Raw genomic sequence first — 17,083 nt, 5'->3', positions numbered from 1 at the left:
GACCGAGTGCGACCGAGCAGGACAGCCGTGGACCGAGGAGAAGAGCTGTGAGCACCGAGAACGAGGGCATCAACGAGGGTGCCCTCGTTGATGCCCTCGTTCTCGGTGCTCACAGCTCTTCTCCTCGGTCCACGGCTGTCCTGCTCGGTCGCACTCGGTCACGCTCGTTCACGCTTGTCGTCGACCCTGCGCGCTGTAGCTGTGCACGTGCTTTTGTTGCTGTCAGCTTTTCCCACGGGCCGTCAGAGCACCATAAGCGCTGCCTGTGGGTCCTTGGCCATTCTTCATATGGGGCATTTTGCTGCATTGGCGGCACATCCCCGGAACATCTCAGACGGTTCTCAGAGGGTTCTCAGACATGCGTCCGCCGACACCTTCGATCCGGCCCGCCGGACGCGTACCCCGCACCGATGGCACCATGACGCGGTGACCCACGCACGGCAGCAGCAACGCATTCAGGTCGTCGCCCACCGCGGGGCTTCCGAGGATGCCCCCGAGCACACCCTGGCCGCGTACCGCAAGGCGATCGAGGACGGTGCGGACGCCCTCGAATGCGACGTACGGCTGACCGCGGACGGCCATCTCGTCTGCGTCCACGACCGCCGCGTCAACCGTACGTCCAACGGCCGCGGCGCGGTCTCCCAGCTGGAGCTGGCCGACCTGGCGGCCCTCGACTTCGGCTCCTGGAAGACGCGGGCGGCGCGGGAGGCCTGGAACACGCGCGACGAGGAGCCCGACTGGGAGGTGCGGCCCGAGGACCGCGACGCGACCTCGGTCCTGACCCTGGAGCGGCTGCTGGAGCTGGTCGCCGACGCGGGGCGGCGGGTGGAGCTGGCCATCGAGACCAAGCATCCGACGCGCTGGGCCGGGCAGGTCGAGGAGCGGCTGCTGGTCCTCCTGAAGCGGTACGGCCTGGACGCGCCCGTCACCGACGAGGCCTCCCCGGTACGGGTGATGAGCTTCTCGGCGCGGTCACTGCATCGCGTGCGTGCCGCTTCGCCGACGCTGCCGACGGTCTATCTGATGCAGTTCGTCTCGCCCCGGCTGCGCGACGGCCGGCTGCCGGCGGGCGTCCGCATCGCCGGGCCCTCGATGCGGATCGTGCGCAGTCATCCCGCCTATGTGGAGCGGCTGAAGAAGGCCGGTCACCAGGTGCACGTGTGGACGGTGAACGAACCGGAGGACGTCGACCTCTGTGTCCGCCTGGGCGTGGACGCCATCATCACCAACCGCCCGCGCGCGGTGCTGGACCGGCTGGGGCGCTGACCCTCTTCTTCCGTAGGAAGAAACATAAAGTCGCACAAGCCCCACTGGCCCCATGCGCACCTCTTGACCCCGCGCACCACCTGAACCATTCTCGCTTCTCAGCCATACCGAAGAAATCCAGCCACACGGCGATCTTCCGCTCACCGGGAGTGCTCCGGCGCATTCGCTCCGTGTTCGACCGTTGCGAGTGCGTCACGGGACATGGATTGGCCGGTTTCCGGTACAGGCCAATGGGGCATCCACACCGTGGCGTGGGGCGAAGGAGGTCTCGGGGGTGGCGTTGGTGGTGGCACAAGAGGTGCCCACGTCGTCAAGCATGGCCGTACCCCATGGCCCTGCGGGCGTGTGTGAGGCGAGACACCGTATGCGCGATCAATTGCGTACGGGCGGGGTCTCGGAGGCGGTCATCGACGATGCCGTTCTGATCCTTTCCGAACTTTTGAGCAACGCGTGCAAGCACGGACGCCCGCTGGGAGACGCCCTGGCCGGCGACGGCGATGTGCGGGCCGCGTGGCGGGTGGACTCCGGCGGCCGACTGGTCGTCGAGGTGACCGACGGCGGCGGGCCGACCAGACCGGCCCCGGCGACCCCCTCCGTCACGGCGCACGGCGGACGCGGACTCAACATCATCACGGCGCTGGCCGACGACTGGGGTGTCCGGGACGACGCCCGTGGTGAGGTCACCGTGTGGGTCGTCGTCCACGCGGATGTCCACGACCCCGACGCGGGCTGCCGGCGCGACGACTTCGCCTCCCGGGTCGGGGTGCCGTCGGTGGCGTCGATGCCGGGCCTGGACTTCGCGGACGCGTTCGACGACTTCGACTAGGCGGGGCGGGCGGACGACCAGGGCCACCGGACTTGGCGCACATGTGCCAGGTCACACGGCGCAAGCGCACCTGCGCACACGGGAGCGACAGGGCCGACGAGAACCGGTCGGAACCGGCCGGGCGCTCCGCTCACCGGGCCCCGGCGCACTGTCCACAGGCCCGGTCGTCGTCCACAGGTTCCCGTGACTCTCCGTGCGAGCGGCTAGGCTCCCGCCAGTACCAGACGAGCCGTACCCGGGAGACACCCAGATGGCCAAGAAGCGACCTCAGACGAAGGCCCAGCGGCCGCAGCTCACCGAGGGGGAGATCCCGGTCGTCGGCGCGCGGGAGCCCTGCCCCTGCGGCAGTGGCCGCCGCTACAAGGCCTGTCACGGCCGGGCCGCCGCCCATGCCGTGACCGAGTTGGTGCAGCGGCCCTTCGAGGGCGTGCCCGGCGAGGGCGACTGGGTGGCACTGCGCGAGCTGGTCCCGGCGGCCACGGTCGAACTGCCCCTGAAGGACGGCCTTCCCGAAGGCGTCCCGTCGGTCACGCTCGCCACGGTCCTGCCGATGGCCTGGCCGGCCCTGCGCCGTGACGACGGCTCGGTCCTCCTGGGCCTGCAGAACGACACCCCCTCCGGTGACATCAGCCGCGACCTGGCCGACACGCTCCTGCGGGCGCTGGCGGCGGAGCCGGGCACGCCCGTGCAGGCCCGGCGGGCGCCGGCCGACGGTCCGCGGATGCAGGACCTGCTCGACCCCGAAGGCACGTTCGAGCCAGTTGTGCACAGCGGTTTCGAGTTCTGGGTCCCGGACCCGGAGAACGCGGCGCCGGAGGTGGCCGCCTCCCTGGAGCGGGCCAACGCGGCGGCGATCCCGACCGTGAAGCTGACCGGTGTGGACGCCGCGTACTGGTGCGAGACGCCGGAGAAGAACCACCTTCGCTGGGTCATGCCCTACCCGGAGGAGCAGCTTCTGGACGCGCTGGCGCGGCTGCACGCGGCGGGTCGGTCGAGCCTCGGCGAGGGCACCCGGCTGGTGGGGTCCTTCCGTGCGCACGGCCTGACCGTGCCGGTGTGGGACCTGCCGAGCGGGGTCTCTGCCGAGGATGTGGAGAAGCCGGCCGCCGAGTTCGCCGACCGGCTCGCCGCCGCGCTGGCCTCGGACGCGCCGCTCACGACCGACGAGCGCCGGGCGCGCGGAGGGCTGACCAACCGACAGGTGACGCTCAGCTGACGCGCGGGTCCGGTCCGGCCGTGCCGACCGCCCGGTCAGTGCACGGCACCGGGCGGGACTGCGTGACTCCCCTCACAACTCCCGTCCGTACAAGGTGAGTCGGCGCCATAAGCGCCGATCTGCCGGTGTCCGGAAAGCCGATGAAAACAAGAGATCGAATTTGCTTGGAGCCGATCTCTTGTTACCGTTCCAATAGCCCGGTTGCTGGTGCATCCCCCGTCGCCAGCAACCGGGTCTTTCCATGCCCGGCTCCGCGCACCGCCGTACGACCGGTCCTGCACCCGGGCTCGCGCTCCGCCCGCGCACGCACCGGCCTCGGACCTCAACCGCTGGTACCCGCCGGGGAGTTGCTGCCTGAACGCAACATCAGCGGCCCGTCACCGGCCGCCCGCGCGAACTCCACGACCGCCGTGTACTCCCCGGGCCCGCCCCGGCCCCGCTCGCGCGGTGTCTCGCAGGTGCCCGGCTCGTCGTCGGCGCCCACCGCGCACCGCATCTGCACCGTGCGCCCGCCGGGCCCCATGAAGCTCAGGACGGCCGCCAGGGCGCCGCCGGTGGCGTTGCGGTAGTAGGTGCGCGCCCAGGTGTCGGCGCCCTGTGTGAGCACGCAGGTCTGCGCCTCGACGCCGTCGGGGGAGGTGACTTCGGGGCCGCAGCGGGCCGCGGTGGCCACGCCGATGCCCAGCAGCAGGGGCGTGCGGGAGGGCTCGGCGGAGGGCGCCTTGGCGTCCGGACCGGGGGTGGCCGACAGCCGGCCTGGCGCGTCCTTACCGGGAGCGGCGGACAGCCGTCCTGGCGCATCCGTACCGGGGGTGGCCGACGGCCGGCCGGCCCGGCCCGCCGCGGTGCCGGGGGCCACGTCCCGGCGCTCGGCGGCGGGGCGTTCGTCGCCCACCGGCCCCGCGGACGCCATGGCCAGAGGGAGGGTGATCACGCACACCACCGCGCCCCCGAGGCCGAGGAGACGGAGCCATCGGGGGCCTGGGGGCGGTCCCCCAGAATGTCGCTGCATGGTGCGGAAGATAACGAGCCGAGGCGGGCATCCGGCCCGGTGAGGGCCCGACACCCTTACAACTCGGGTGCGCTCACACCCGTACGAGTGAGGGCGTCGACGGCCGCGTCGACCACGGCCTCCACGTCGGGTACCCAGGGCGAGGCGGAGCCGGGCAGCGGGGCGCGCTCCCAGCGGATCTCCCCCTGGCCGGTTTCGGAGGGGGGCAGGGCGAGGTAGCCGCCCTCGCCGTGGAACCGCAGGGAGCCGGGGACGAAGTCCTTGGCGTAGAGCAGCTCGCCCAACTGCTCCATGGAGTACGGCCGGACGAGGATCGACCAGCGGGTGGGCGAGGCGACGACCGGGCCGAGGCGCATGCCCTGCCGGTCGAGCGCGACGAGGGCGTGGGAGGCCGCGAGGGCGGGCAGGCTGACCGCGCAGGGTGCCGTTCCGCCGGTGGCCAGGACGATGGGTGCCGTCGGACGGTTGGTCCACCACCAGCGGACCATGCGCGCGTCGGTGGTGGCCGTGAGAAGGCCTGGGTCGAAGGGATGGGCGCCGGGCACCGAGCATTCCGGGTCGGGGCAGCCGCACCGGGACATCCCGTGTGGGTTCGCCGTCACGCCCGGGAGTACGGGCCACTGCCATTCCGTCGCGAAGGTCAGGGCCGCGTCGATCAATTCAGGCCCCCCGTCGCTGCGCCGGGACAGGAGCCTGCGTCGCCTTCCGAGGATCTCGCGCATGAGCGCTCGTTCCTTTCCGTTGCACCGCTGGCAACACCGTGGGTCACATCACACCATGTGTCGATCACTTCACTGTGCGTACCTGTTGGCGCATCACACCCCTGTCCGAGACAAGGGGAACCCCTGAGGGTCGAGCATTGGCTGCGCTTACGCGGCCACTCCGTCCAATACTGCGCCCATCACGAGCATGGGCCTGGCGAGGGGTGGCGAAGTCTGGCGTTTTGCCGTCCGCGTATTTCTCTCCGCCTCCGCCGCGGGAGGATGGGGCACGGTCGTCGGTGACTATGACGCCGGGGCGGTTCACCAGGTTCCGGTGGCTCCCAACGACCCCTGGTCCTTACCGAGTACGTACCCATCACGACCGCTGTGACGCTCCGTGGAGCAAACCCAGTCGACCGCAAACACCCGTTACCCGAGGCAGTTTTAAGCCAATTTTGCATTTACGCAAGGGAGCCGGACAAAGCGTGACCGACAACCCCTCCGATCCCACGGACACCAGCAATCCCAGCAGGACAATGCTGGACATCCCCTCACGAGTGCGTGTACATGTGGAGACACCGCTAGCGGCGCAGAATGACATGGGGGTTTGCGATGCTTTTGAGCAATACGCACCGGTCCGAGAGCCGGACGCCATGAAGGCCCCTCATCCCTCGAAAGTGGCTGGAATCGATGCGACGGTTCCCTCACCCGCACACACTGTCGCACCCGCGCCCACCAACGCGGCCGCCCCACCGGTGCCCACCGCGGCGGGAGCCCTCCTCCAGGACCGGCTGGCCGGCTGGGTCTCCGACCTCACGACACTGCACGAACTGACCGAGCGCCTGGCCCGTACGGCCACGCTGCCCGACGCCCTCCAGGAACTGCTGCACGCCGGATCCGCCCTGGTGGGCGCCCGGCGTGGACTCGTCGTACTGGAACCGGCCGACGGTCTCGGCCCCGACACCACGATCGGCCTCGGCCTCGGCCGCGCCGACCTCGGCCACATCGAGACCGTGCCGCGCAGCTCCATGTCCTACGGCCGCATCCTCGACGGTCTGCCCGGCGGCGAGGGCGAGATCGCCCAGCCCGACCTGCTCGCCGAGGACGGCCTCGACCCCCGGCACCGCGAGGTGGCCGCCCGCCTCGGCTACGCCGCCAGCTACGCCCTGCCGCTGACCTCCGGCGAGGGCGCGGACCGCCTGGGCGCGGCCGTCTGGCTCTACGACGAGCCCGCCGAGCCGGTCGAACGGCAACGCCACCTGGCCGGCCTGTACGTCCGCTACGCCGCCGAGCATCTCGCGCGCCTCCTCGAACTCGAACGCACCCGCGCGCGCATGACGACGATGACCGAGGAACTGCTGCCGTCACGGCTGCCGAGGGTGTCCGGCGTCCAGCTCGCCGCCCGGCACCGCACCGGCCCGCGCGGCGGCGGCGACTGGTACGACGCGCTGCCGCTGCCCGACGCCGCCCTGGGCCTGGCCGTCGGCTCCGTCACCGGGTCCGGGCCGAGCGCGGTCGCCGCGATGGGCCGGCTGCGCGCCTCCCTGCGGGCGTACGCCGTGATGGAGGGCGAGGACCCCGTCGCCGTCCTGTCCGACCTGGAGCTGCTGCTGCGGCTGACCGAGCCCGCTCGTTCGGCCACCGCGCTGTTCGCCTACTGCGAGCCCGCGCTGCGCAAGATCACCCTGGCCGGGGCCGGGCACTGTCCGCCGCTGGTGACCGGCGAGCGGCGCACGGAGTTCGTCGAGACGTCCGTGTCCGCGCCGCTGGGCATGCTGGCCTGCTGGGAGGCGCCGAGCGTCGAGCTGGAGGCCGAGGCGGGCGAAACGGTGCTGCTCTACACCGACGGGCTGCTGCACCGTACCGGCGACCCCGTCGACCGTGCCTTCGCGCGGCTGCACGCGGCCGCGGCCGGAGTACCCCGGTCGATCCGCCACGACCCGGGCGCGGTCGCCGACCATGTGCTGCGGACGACGCTGCCGGACGGGCTGGACGCGGCCGACGGCGCGGAGGACATCGTGCTGCTCGCGGCCCGCTTCGAGTGAGTTCGCGGACCGGGGCGTCCCGCGCGTTCCGTTCCCCGGACGGTAAGAGGCGCTTCGCCCCTGGGACCCCTTCTGTACGACCGTACGATGGAGGGGGCCCAGTGCCGTATCGAGGAGGATGACCGTGGCGGAAGAGCTCCCGGCTGTATCCGATCATGCTGCTGACGCAGCGGACCCGGAGACCGCTGAAGAAGAACCCATCAAGGAGCGCAAGAACGGCCTGTACCCGGGCGTGTCCGATGAGCTGGCCGAGAACATGAAGTCCGGCTGGGCCGACACGGAACTGCGTGACCTGGAGCCGATCGCCCAGGCCGCGGAGACCGCCGCCCGCCGCGCCGCGCTCTCCGCGCGCTTCCCGGGCGAACGTCTGGTGATCCCCGCCGGCAACCTGAAGACCCGCTCGAACGACACGGAGTACGCCTTCCGCGCCTCCGTCGAGTACGCCTACCTCACCGGCAACCAGACGGAGGACGGCGTCCTGGTGCTGGAGCCCAGGGGCGAGGGCCACATCGCCACGATCTACCTCCTGCCGCGCTCCGACCGCGAGAACGGCGAGTTCTGGCTCTCCGGCCAGGGCGAGCTGTGGGTCGGCCGCCGGCACTCCCTCACCGAGGCCGAGAAGCTGTACGGCATCCCCGCCGCCGACGTCCGCGAGCTGGCAGGCCGGCTGCGCGAGGCCACCGGCCCGATGCGGGTCGTCCGCGGCTACGACGCCGGCATCGAGGCCGCGCTGACCGACAAGGTCACGGCCGAGCGCGACGAGGAACTGCGCGTCTTCCTCTCCGAGGCCCGCCTGGTCAAGGACGAGTTCGAGATCGGCGAACTCCAGAAGGCCGTCGACTCCACGGTCCGCGGCTTCGAGGACGTCGTGAAGGTCCTCGACAGGGCCGAGGCGACGAGCGAGCGCTACATCGAGGGCACCTTCTTCCTCCGCGCGCGCGTGGAGGGCAATGACATCGGCTACGGCACGATCGCCGCCGCCGGCCCGCACGCCTGCACGCTGCACTGGGTGCGCAACGACGGGCCCGTGCGCTCGGGTGACCTGCTCCTGCTGGACGCGGGCGTCGAGACGCACACGTACTACACCGCCGACGTCACGCGCACGCTGCCGGTGAACGGCCGCTTCAGCGAGATCCAGAAGAAGATCTACGACGCCGTGTACGACGCCCAGGAGGCCGGTATCGAGGCCGTGCGGCCGGGCGGCAAGTACCGCGACTTCCATGACGCCGCGCAGCGGGTGCTGGCCGAGCGGCTCGTCGAGTGGGGTCTGGTCGAGGGGCCCGTGGAGCGGGTCCTGGAACTGGGCCTCCAGCGCCGCTGGACCCTGCACGGCACCGGTCACATGCTCGGAATGGACGTCCACGACTGCGCCGCCGCGCGCGTGGAGTCGTACGTCGACGGGACGCTGGAGCCCGGCATGGTGTTGACGGTCGAGCCGGGGCTGTACTTCCAGGCCGACGATCTGACCGTGCCGCAGGAGTACCGCGGCATCGGCGTCCGGATCGAGGACGACATCCTGGTCACCCAGGACGGGAACCGGAACCTGTCCGACGGACTGCCGCGGCGGTCCGCCGAGGTCGAGGCGTGGATGGCTTCGCTCAAGGCCTGATTTCGCTCAAGGGCTGATTTCACTCAAGGGCTGATACGGATTCTCATACCGAGTCGATGGCCGGGTACCGGTGAGGTGCCCGGCCATCGCCGTGTCCGTCCGCTTCACGTACACGTACCTAGGGGGAGGGCTTCGTGGACGACTTCTGGTCCGGGGTCGGTGTCGACCTGCATCTGGAGACCGACGGCAACGAGGGGCGGCGGGCCGGGCTGGAGCGGGCGCTGCGGGACGCCGTGCGGGGCGGGCGGCTCGCCCCCGGCACCCGGCTGCCGGCCACCCGGCGGCTCGCGACCGAGGTCGGCATCTCACGCAACACCGTCAAGGCCGCCTACGACCAGCTGGTCGCCGAGGGCTATCTGACCGCCCGCCAGGGCTCGGGCACCCGGGTCGCCGCGCTGCCGTCCGCCGCCGCCGAAGCGCCGGCCGCCGCCACACGCGCGCGTGAACCCCGCTTCGACCTGCGCCCCGGCAGCCCCGACGTAGGCGCCTTCCCGGCGGCGGCCTGGCTGCGGGCGCTGCGCCGCGCTATCGCCACGGCCCCCTCGCTGGCGTACGACTACGGCGATCCGCGCGGACGCACAGAACTGCGGACGGCGCTGTCGGGGTATCTGGGGCGGGCACGCGGGGTGATCGCGCCGCCGGAACGGATCGTGATCACCTCCGGCTATGTGCAGGGGCTGGCGCTGCTCACGCGCGCGCTGGCGGGCGCGCCGGTGGGCATGGAGGACCCGGGCCTGCCGTTCCACCGGGAGGTCGTGCGGCGTAACGGCGGGCACGTGGTGCCGGTGCCGGTCGACGACCGGGGGCTGCGCGCGGGGGAGCTGGGGGACGATCTCGGGGCGGTGGTTGTCACGCCCGCGCACCAGTACCCGACCGGAGTGACCCTCCACCCGGAGCGGCGGCGGGCGCTCACGGACTGGGCACGCGCGCGCGGCGCGCTGATCGTCGAGGACGACTACGACGGCGAGTTCCGTTACGACCGGCAGCCGGTCGGCGCGCTCCAGGGCATGGCGCCGGGGCAGGTGGCCTATCTCGGCACCGCCTCCAAGACGCTGGGGCCCGCGCTGCGGCTGGGCTGGATGGTGCTGCCACCGCACCTCGTCGACGCCGTCGCCGACGCCAAGCTGCACAGCGACCACCACACCGAGACCATCGGCCAGCTGGCCCTCGCCGAGCTGATCACCGGCCACGCCTACGACCGTCATGTGCGCGCGTGCCGGCTGCGTTACCGGCGCCGCAGGGACCTGCTCCTCGACCGGCTGGGGGCGCGCAGGGGTGTGCGCGGGATCGCGGCCGGGCTGCACGCGCTGGTGGAGGTACGCGACGAGGCGGACGTCCTGGAACGGGCGGAGGCCGAGGGACTCGCGGTCGGCCGGCTCGGCGAGCACTGGCACGCGCGCGAGGCCGCCGGGGGGCGGCCGCAGGGCCTGGTGGTGGGCTACGGGACGCCGAGGGAGCGGGCGTATCCGGAGGCGCTGGAAGTACTGGTGAAGGTGCTGGAGGGGGCCTGAACCGGGGGCTATTGGACCAACCGGATGGCATCGGATTGGCACTACTGACGGGTCCACCGGGCCGCTAGCTTCGTGAGCATGACGAAGACGCCGCCGCAGCGCCTGCTCACCCTGGCCCAGCTGAGCAACTCCGTCGGCGACGGCGCCTACTACACGACGTCGGCGCTCTACTTCACCCAGGTCGCCGGTCTCGCCCCCGCGCGCGTGGGGCTCGGGCTGACCATCGGCTGGGCGGTCGGCTCGCTGGCGGGTCTGCCGCTGGGCCGACTGGCCGACCGGCGAGGACCCCGCGGTACGGCGGTGCTGCTGGCGCTGGCGACGGGGCTGGCGGTGGCGTCCTTCACGCTCGTGCGCGGCTTCCTGCCGTTCGTACTGGCCGCCTGCGCCTACGCGGCCGCGCAGTCCGGGCTGGCCGCGGCCCGGCAGGCACTGCTGGCCGGGCTGGTGCCCGCCGGGGAACGGACCGGGCTGCTGGCCCGCCTCCAGTCGGCACTGAACGCCGGGCTGGCGTTGGGCGCCGCGCTCGGCGGGCTCGCGCTGCACGCCGGCACGCGGTCGGCGTATCTCGCGGTGTTCGTCGTCGACGCGGTGAGCTTCCTGGTGTGCGCGCTGCTGCTGGCCGGGCTCCCCCGCGTCGCGCCCGTGCCGGTCCGTCCGCGCGGCGGCCTCAAGGTGCTGCGCGACCGGCCGTACACCGTCGTCGCGCTGCTGAACACCGTGCTGTTGCTGCGGCTTCCGCTGCTCAGCCTGGTCCTGCCGCTGTGGATCACCGAGCGGACGGGGGCGCCGGCCTGGCTGGTGTCCGCGCTGTTCGTGCTCAACACGGCCGCGGTGACGCTGTTCCAGGTACGGGCCGCGCGGGGCGTCACCGGCCTGGACAGCGCCACGCGCGCGTTGCGGCGTTCCGGCTGGGTGATGGGTGCCGCCTGCGCCGTGTTCGCGCTGTCCGCCGGGGCCTCCGCGTGGGTGGCGGCCGGTGTCCTGGTGGTCGCGGCGGTACTCCAGGTGGCGGCCGAGATGGGGCAGTCGGCGGGCTCCTGGCAGCTGTCCTTCGACCTGGCCCCGGCCGACCGGGTCGGCGAGTACCAGGGCCTGTTCGGCACGGGGGTCACCGTCGCCCGCACCCTCGGACCCCTCGTCCTGACAGCCCTCCTGCTGCAGTGGGGCACGCCGGGCTGGCTGCTGCTGGGCGGACTGATCCTGGCGGCCTCGTACGCGATGGGCCCGGCGGCACGGTGGGCTGCCGCCGGGCGGGAGGGGGAGGCCGGTGTACTCGGCGACGGCCGGCCGACCCGGGTCAGCCGGCCCTCCCGGGCGTCCTGACCGGCGGGGCGTCCACGAACGGTGCGCCCGCCGGCAGGCCCGCGCTGCCGCGGGGGCTCCTATGCCCGCGCGTGCGGGCCGGCGTCGAGATCGGACAGAGCCGTGCGGCCCGCCTGGGCATGACGCAGCCCACCGGCCCCGCGGTGTGCAGGAGTTCGGTGTCCCGAAGCGTGGACATGACGGTGAGCAGGGCGTCGAGCCGTACCTCGGCCTCGCCCGCGCCGGCCGAGCGGGCCCCGGAGAGCGCGGTCAGCGCCCGCCGGACGTACGCACGAGAACCCGGCCCGTGCCTCACCCCGAGGCGCCGGGCGCGCCGTACGTGGCCGGCACCAAGACGAACGGGCCGACGACCCTTCGGACTGCCATCCGCGGGGCGAGGTTCCGTCAGACCGCCATCAGCGGAGCGTCCTCGCGCCACTTCAGGATCTTGTCGAAGCTCACCACGGCCCCGCCGAGGCCCGGGTTGTTGCCGATGTGGACGTGGTCGGCGAGTTCCCGGATGAGATACAGGCCGCGGCCCGCCTCGGCATCGGCGTGCGCGTGCGTGGGGGCGGGACATTCGGCCGTGAAGCCGGGGCCGGAGTCGGCGACCTCGATGCTGCACTTCTCGCCGTCGAGGTAGGCGGTGACCCGGTAGGCCTCCGAACGACCGCCGGGCACGGCGGTCGTCCCGCCGTGCTCGACGGCGTTGGCGCAGGCCTCACTGAGGGCGACGGAGAGGTCGTACGAGATGTCGGGGTCGACCCCCGCCGTCTCCATGGTGCCGAGCAGCAGGCGCCGGGCCAGCGGCACGCTCGCGGCCTCGCGGCGCAGATGGAGTGACCACCAGATGCTCATGCTCCAGCCTCCAGGCCGCGGCTCGACATACCGATACGTATTGCCGCCCTGAACCGCAAGTAAGCGCGATTTCCACGTGACGCCGCCCATATGGGGGATGTGAGGGGTGCGGAAAACGGTGTATGCGTGACACAGGGGCATCAGTCATACCTGTCGTATCAGAAGGTGATCTTCGGAGTCGACCTCATCCTGCGGACCTGCCGTACGACCGCTGGGGGGCCAGTGCGATGATGAGCCCGCCATGACTGACCCCCACCAGCGCACGGCGCGCTCCGGAGGCGCTCTCCGGCTGCTGCGGGCCACGGTGTTCGCCGCGGTCTGTGTCGTGCTGGCCGGGGCGGGTCACACACTGGCCGCCTGCACCGCCGTCCCGCTGTGGACGCTGGGCGCCGGATTCCTGGGGGCTCTCGCGGTCGTCGTGCCGTTCGCCGGGCGTGATCGCTCACTGCCGGCCATCGCGGCCCTGCTCGCCCTCGGACAGGCCGTCCTGCACACAGTGTTCGGCCTCGGACAGCATGCGGCGTCGACCGTCGCGACGACCACCACCGCCGCCTCGGACGCCGCACTGGTCGAGCGGGCGGCACGGCTCGTGTGCGGAGCCGCCGCGGCGGCACTGAGCCCGGCACAGGCCCAGAAGATCCTCGTCGAGGCGCGACTCCATCCGGCCGTCACCGGCGCGGTTGCGGGTTCGGGTGCTGATGCCGGTTCCGGCATGAGGTCCATGCACCACCCGGCGGACGCTCTGGCCGGCACCGCGGGCTCGTCCATGTCGCTGCTGCCGTCCCTGCCCATGCTGCTCGGTCACGTCCTCGCGGCCGTCGCCGCCGGATGGCTGCTGCGGCGCGGCGACTCTGCCCTGCTGCGGCTCATGGACCTGTCGGCGCACGGCGTCGCCGAGACCGCGTGCGTACGGTCCCTGCGCGGGGCGCTCGCCCTGGTGCGTGCCCTCCTCGCCGGGCTGCCCGCCCTGCCGCAGTCGGGTCCGCACGTTCCGCGCATGGCGCTGCTCCCCTCGCCCAGGCCGCCCGCCGAGGCACTCCAGCACACGGTGATCAGGCGCGGCCCGCCGGCCGTCGCCGCTCTCGTCCTCGCTGCCTGACACGACACGACCAGCACTCCACCTCATCCCGGGAGCGCGGCCGCCGTCGTGCGGCACGCGCGCGTGCACGCGTTTCCGCGTCCACACCCGACCTCACGGTCGTACTTCGGGGTCCGGTCGTACTCATGACCCGGTCCTGTTCACCGTCCGGCCGTACCTCACCGTCGTCTTTCACTCAGAGTGGAGTGCTCGCTGTCATGAAGCCTGTCAAGCCTGTCCTGAAGGCCTCTCGTCTCGCCGCCGCCGCTGCCGTCGCCGGCTCCGCCGTTCTCGTCCTGTGCTCGCCCGCCTTCGCGCACGTCAGCGTGCAGCCGGAGGGGACGGCCGCCAAAGGTGGCTACGCCGTCGTGAACTTCCGCGTTCCGAACGAGCGCGACAACGCCTCGACCACCCAGCTGGAGGTCAACTTCCCGGCCGACGCCCCGCTCTCCTCGGTGATGCCGCAGAAGGTCGACGGCTGGAAGATCACGGTCACCAGGAGCAAGCTGGCCAAGCCCCTGGAGGTACACGGCCGGCAGATCTCCGAGGCCGTCTCCAAGGTGACCTGGACCGCCGAGGACAAGGGCATCGAGCCCGGTTTCATCCAGCAGTTCCCGGTCTCCTTGGGCGCCCTGCCCGAGAACACCGACCAAATGGTCTTCAAGGCGATCCAGACGTACTCCAACAAGGAGGTCGTGCGCTGGATCGAGGTGCAGAAGGACGGCGCCGAGGAGCCGGAGAACCCGGCACCGGTCCTCGCCCTCTCCGCCGCGGACGATCACGGCCACGGCTCGTCCGCCGAGTCGTCCGGCAAGTCCGGCGATGCCGAGCCGGCCGCCACCACCACCGAGGCCTCCGACTCCTCCGACGGCACCGACACCACCGCCCGGGTCCTGGGCGTCGTCGGCATCGTGGTCGGTGCCGCCGGCGTGGCCTACGGCGTGCTCGCCGGCCGCCGCCGGACCACCGACGCCTCCTGAGCTCTGCTCGTCCGCGGTGCGCACCGGGGGGCCGCTCAAGCCCCCGGTGCGCACCGGAGTTCACACAACTGGGACATTCCTATGCGCAAGAAGACGTTCGCCGCGGCCGCGCTGCTCGCGGCGGCCACCCTCACCCTCTCCGCCTGCGGCAGCGACAGCGACTCCGGCTCCGGCTCCAGCTCCGTCGCGGCCGTCTCCGGCGGCTCCTCGCAGCAGGCCGCGACCGTACTCGACCAGCCCTTCACGAAGCCGGACCTGGTCCTGACCGACACCCAGGGCAAGTCCTACGACCTCCGCAAGGAGACGGCGGGCCACCCGACACTCGTGTACTTCGGGTACACCCACTGTCCGGACGTCTGCCCGCTGACGATGAACAACGTCGCCGTCGCGAAGAAGCAGCTGCCCAAGGCGGACCAGGACGCGCTGCGCGTCGTGTTCGTCACCACCGACCCGGACCGCGACACCCCCGCCGCGCTGGGCGCCTGGCTCAAGGGCATCGACTCCCAGGTGGTGGGCCTCACCGGTGACTTCGCCACCATCCAGAAGGGCGCACGAGGCCTCGGCATCTCCATCGAGCCGCCGCACAAGGACAAGAACGGCAAGACCGTCTCCACCCACGGCACCCAGGTCGTCGCCTTCTCCCCGAAGACCGACGCCGGTTACCTCCTCTACGGCGAGGAAGCCAAGGTCGACGACTACATCAAGGACCTGCCCAAGATCATCAAGGGGCAGAACCCGTGAGACGGTCCACCGCGGCCTGTGCCGCCGCGCTGACCGGCGCCCTCGTCCTCGTCCTCGCGGGCTGCGGCTCCGGCGACTCGGCCGCCGAACTGTCCGTCAGCGCCGCCTACATGCCACAGCCGGTCTCCGACTCCATGGCCGCCGGCTTCCTGACGATCACCAACAAGGGCGGTACGAAGGACGAGCTGACCTCTGTCACCAGCGAGGTCGCGGGCAGCGTCACCGTCCACGAGACCGTCGGCGGCGCCATGCAGGAGGTCGACTCCCTGGAGGTACCGGCGGGTGGCCGGCTCCAGCTGGCCAGCGGAGGGAACCACCTGATGTTCGAAAACCTGAAACGGAAGCCGCGACAGGGCGAGAAGGTGACCGTGGAACTGCACTTCGCCGTCTCCGGGACCGTCGAGGTCGAGATGCCGGTGGAATCCGCCACCTACACCCCCCACACCGGAAGCTGAGGGAAGGACCGCCTTGCCCACGACCATCGCCTCCAGAATCCGGACGCTGGTGCTGCTGTTCCTGGCCGTCACCGGCGCGCTCGTCGCCGGTACCGGACAGGCCTCCGCGCACGCCGCGCTGACCGGCAGCGACCCCGCACAGGGGACGGTGGTCGACAAGGCCCCCACCCAGGTCTCACTGACCTTCTCCGAGCAGGTCTCCACGGGCGCCGACGCGGTCCGCGTGCTCGACCCCAAGGGCAAGCGCGTGGACACCGGCGAGCCGTCCGCCGTCGGCGGCACCACCTACTCCGTCCCGCTGCACTCGGGGCTGCCCGACGGCACGTACACGGTCACCTACCAGGTGGTGTCCGCCGACAGCCATCCCGTCGCCGGCGCCTACACCTTCTCCATCGGCGCCCCCTCGGCGACCAGCGTCTCGGCGAGCACCCGAGAGGCCGGCGACGGAGCCGTCGGCGGGCTGTACGGCTTCGGCCGGTACATGTCGTACGCCGGGTTCATCGTCATGGTCGGCGGCGCCGCCTTCGTCCTGGGCTGCTGGCCGGCCGGCACCGGGGTGCGTGCCCTGCAGCGGCTCGTCGTCTCCGGCTGGCTCGCGCTCACCTCCGCCACCCTCTTCCTGCTGCTCCTGCGCGGCTCCTACACCGGGTCGGGCAAGCTCGGCGACGTCTTCGACCTCGAACTGCTCGGGCAGGTCCTCCAGACCAAGACGGGCGCCGCGCTCGTCTCCCGGCTGCTGCTGCTCGCCGCGGCCGCGCTGTTCATCGCCGTGCTCTTCGGCGCGTACGACAAGCGCGAGGGGGAGGAGAAGCGGGACCTCACCTTCGGGCTCGCCATCGGCGGGACCGTCGTGACGGCCGGGCTCGCGGCGAGCTGGGCGATGGCCGAGCACGCCTCCACCGGACTCCAGCCGGGCATCGCCATGCCGGTGGACGTCGTCCACCTGGTGGCCGTCGCCACCTGGCTCGGCGGGCTGTGCGCACTCCTCGTGGCGCTGTACCGGGGCGACACCCCGGTGGGCGTATCTGCGGTGCGCCGGTTCTCACAGGTCGCCTTCGGCAGTGTCGTCGCCCTCGTCGTGACCGGCGTCTACCAGTCGTGGCGCCAGCTCGGCTCCTGGTCGGCGTTCACCGAGACGCGCTACGGGCAGCTCCTGCTCATCAAGATCGGACTGGTGGCGCTGCTGGTCGGCATCGCCTGGATCTCACGGCGGTGGACGAACCGGCTGACGGAGCCAGCAGGTAAAAAGCCTGCGCGGACTGAAACGGCAGGGACGGAAACGGCAGGGGCGGACGCGCCAGGGACGGAAACGACGGGGGCGGACGCGACGGGGGCTGCCGGGGCTGCGGCAACGGCGAGTGCGCGGAAATCGTCCACCGAGGGCAAGGCGTCCACCGCTGGGAAGGCGTCCCCCGCTGGAAAGACGCGGGCGACGAAGGCATCGGCCACGGTCACGGAGCCGGAGGAGGGGGCCGGGGAAACC

Annotated in this window: 15 protein-coding genes; 12 read left to right on the top strand and 3 right to left on the bottom strand. The window is 71.9% G+C overall.

Features of this window, described 5'->3' with window-relative positions:
• Window positions 1-426: 426 nt before the first annotated feature.
• From P1P75_RS30095 to P1P75_RS30085, 3 genes are all read left to right on the top strand, one after another.
• Entirely contained in the window at window positions 427-1,266 is an 840-nt protein-coding gene (locus tag P1P75_RS30095) for a glycerophosphodiester phosphodiesterase (protein WP_319261326.1), read from the top strand.
• A gap of 274 nt (window positions 1,267-1,540) precedes the next feature.
• Entirely contained in the window at window positions 1,541-2,092 is a 552-nt protein-coding gene (locus tag P1P75_RS30090) for an ATP-binding protein (RefSeq protein ID WP_319261323.1), read from the top strand.
• Between the two features lie 250 nt (window positions 2,093-2,342).
• Window positions 2,343-3,308, top strand: coding sequence for a DUF5926 family protein (locus tag P1P75_RS30085; RefSeq protein ID WP_319261321.1), 966 nt, complete (start codon window positions 2,343-2,345; stop codon window positions 3,306-3,308).
• A 322-nt stretch (window positions 3,309-3,630) separates the two neighbouring features.
• Here the strand turns inward: P1P75_RS30085 and P1P75_RS30080 are convergent, their stop codons facing one another.
• Both P1P75_RS30080 and P1P75_RS30075 read right to left on the bottom strand, forming a co-directional pair.
• Complete coding sequence (locus P1P75_RS30080; protein ID WP_319261318.1) at window positions 3,631-4,320, bottom strand: hypothetical protein; 690 nt, start codon at window positions 4,318-4,320, stop codon at window positions 3,631-3,633.
• A 56-nt stretch (window positions 4,321-4,376) separates the two neighbouring features.
• Window positions 4,377-5,042, bottom strand: a complete 666-nt coding sequence (locus P1P75_RS30075; RefSeq protein WP_319261315.1) for a bifunctional DNA primase/polymerase — start codon at window positions 5,040-5,042, stop codon at window positions 4,377-4,379.
• 515 nt (window positions 5,043-5,557) lie between these two features.
• Here P1P75_RS30075 and P1P75_RS30070 point away from each other — a divergent pair.
• From P1P75_RS30070 to P1P75_RS30055, 4 genes are all read left to right on the top strand, one after another.
• Window positions 5,558-7,066: a PP2C family protein-serine/threonine phosphatase gene (locus P1P75_RS30070; protein WP_319261330.1), complete on the top strand. Its 1,509-nt coding sequence runs from the start codon at window positions 5,558-5,560 to the stop codon at window positions 7,064-7,066.
• Between the two features lie 118 nt (window positions 7,067-7,184).
• The gene (locus tag P1P75_RS30065) at window positions 7,185-8,675 is read left to right on the top strand and encodes an aminopeptidase P family protein (RefSeq protein WP_319261312.1); all 1,491 of its coding nucleotides are present in this window, start codon (window positions 7,185-7,187) and stop codon (window positions 8,673-8,675) included.
• Between the two features lie 134 nt (window positions 8,676-8,809).
• Window positions 8,810-10,186 (top strand): PLP-dependent aminotransferase family protein, encoded by a 1,377-nt coding sequence (locus tag P1P75_RS30060; protein WP_319261309.1) that lies wholly within the window; start codon window positions 8,810-8,812, stop codon window positions 10,184-10,186.
• 78 nt (window positions 10,187-10,264) lie between these two features.
• A complete protein-coding gene (locus tag P1P75_RS30055) occupies window positions 10,265-11,509 on the top strand; it encodes an MFS transporter (protein ID WP_319261307.1) in 1,245 nt (414 codons plus the stop codon).
• A 384-nt stretch (window positions 11,510-11,893) separates the two neighbouring features.
• Here the strand turns inward: P1P75_RS30055 and P1P75_RS30050 are convergent, their stop codons facing one another.
• Window positions 11,894-12,346 (bottom strand): ATP-binding protein, encoded by a 453-nt coding sequence (locus P1P75_RS30050; RefSeq protein ID WP_319261304.1) that lies wholly within the window; start codon window positions 12,344-12,346, stop codon window positions 11,894-11,896.
• 241 nt (window positions 12,347-12,587) lie between these two features.
• On the opposite strand from P1P75_RS30050, the gene P1P75_RS30045 reads away from it, so the two are divergent.
• The 5 genes from P1P75_RS30045 to P1P75_RS30025 form a co-directional block, all read left to right on the top strand.
• Window positions 12,588-13,445 (top strand): hypothetical protein, encoded by an 858-nt coding sequence (locus P1P75_RS30045; protein WP_319261302.1) that lies wholly within the window; start codon window positions 12,588-12,590, stop codon window positions 13,443-13,445.
• A gap of 218 nt (window positions 13,446-13,663) precedes the next feature.
• Window positions 13,664-14,404 carry a YcnI family protein gene (locus tag P1P75_RS30040; RefSeq protein ID WP_319261328.1) on the top strand — a complete coding sequence of 247 codons (741 nt, stop codon included), beginning with the start codon at window positions 13,664-13,666 and terminating at the stop codon, window positions 14,402-14,404.
• Window positions 14,405-14,485: 81 nt separating this feature from the next.
• A complete protein-coding gene (locus tag P1P75_RS30035) occupies window positions 14,486-15,145 on the top strand; it encodes an SCO family protein (protein WP_319261298.1) in 660 nt (219 codons plus the stop codon).
• Window positions 15,142-15,600 carry a copper chaperone PCu(A)C gene (locus tag P1P75_RS30030; protein WP_319261295.1) on the top strand — a complete coding sequence of 153 codons (459 nt, stop codon included), beginning with the start codon at window positions 15,142-15,144 and terminating at the stop codon, window positions 15,598-15,600. Before P1P75_RS30035 ends, P1P75_RS30030 begins: the two co-directional genes overlap by 4 nt.
• 13 nt (window positions 15,601-15,613) lie before the next feature.
• The coding region (locus P1P75_RS30025; protein ID WP_319261293.1) for a copper resistance protein CopC at window positions 15,614-17,083 on the top strand (1,470 nt) is incomplete at its 3' end.

This window comes from Streptomyces sp. ID05-39B (assembly GCF_033794725.1).
Taxonomy (GTDB): domain Bacteria; phylum Actinomycetota; class Actinomycetes; order Streptomycetales; family Streptomycetaceae; genus Streptomyces; species Streptomyces bobili.
The sequence above is the reverse complement of the archived record's forward strand: the minus strand, read 5'-3'. Positions and strand labels throughout refer to the sequence as shown.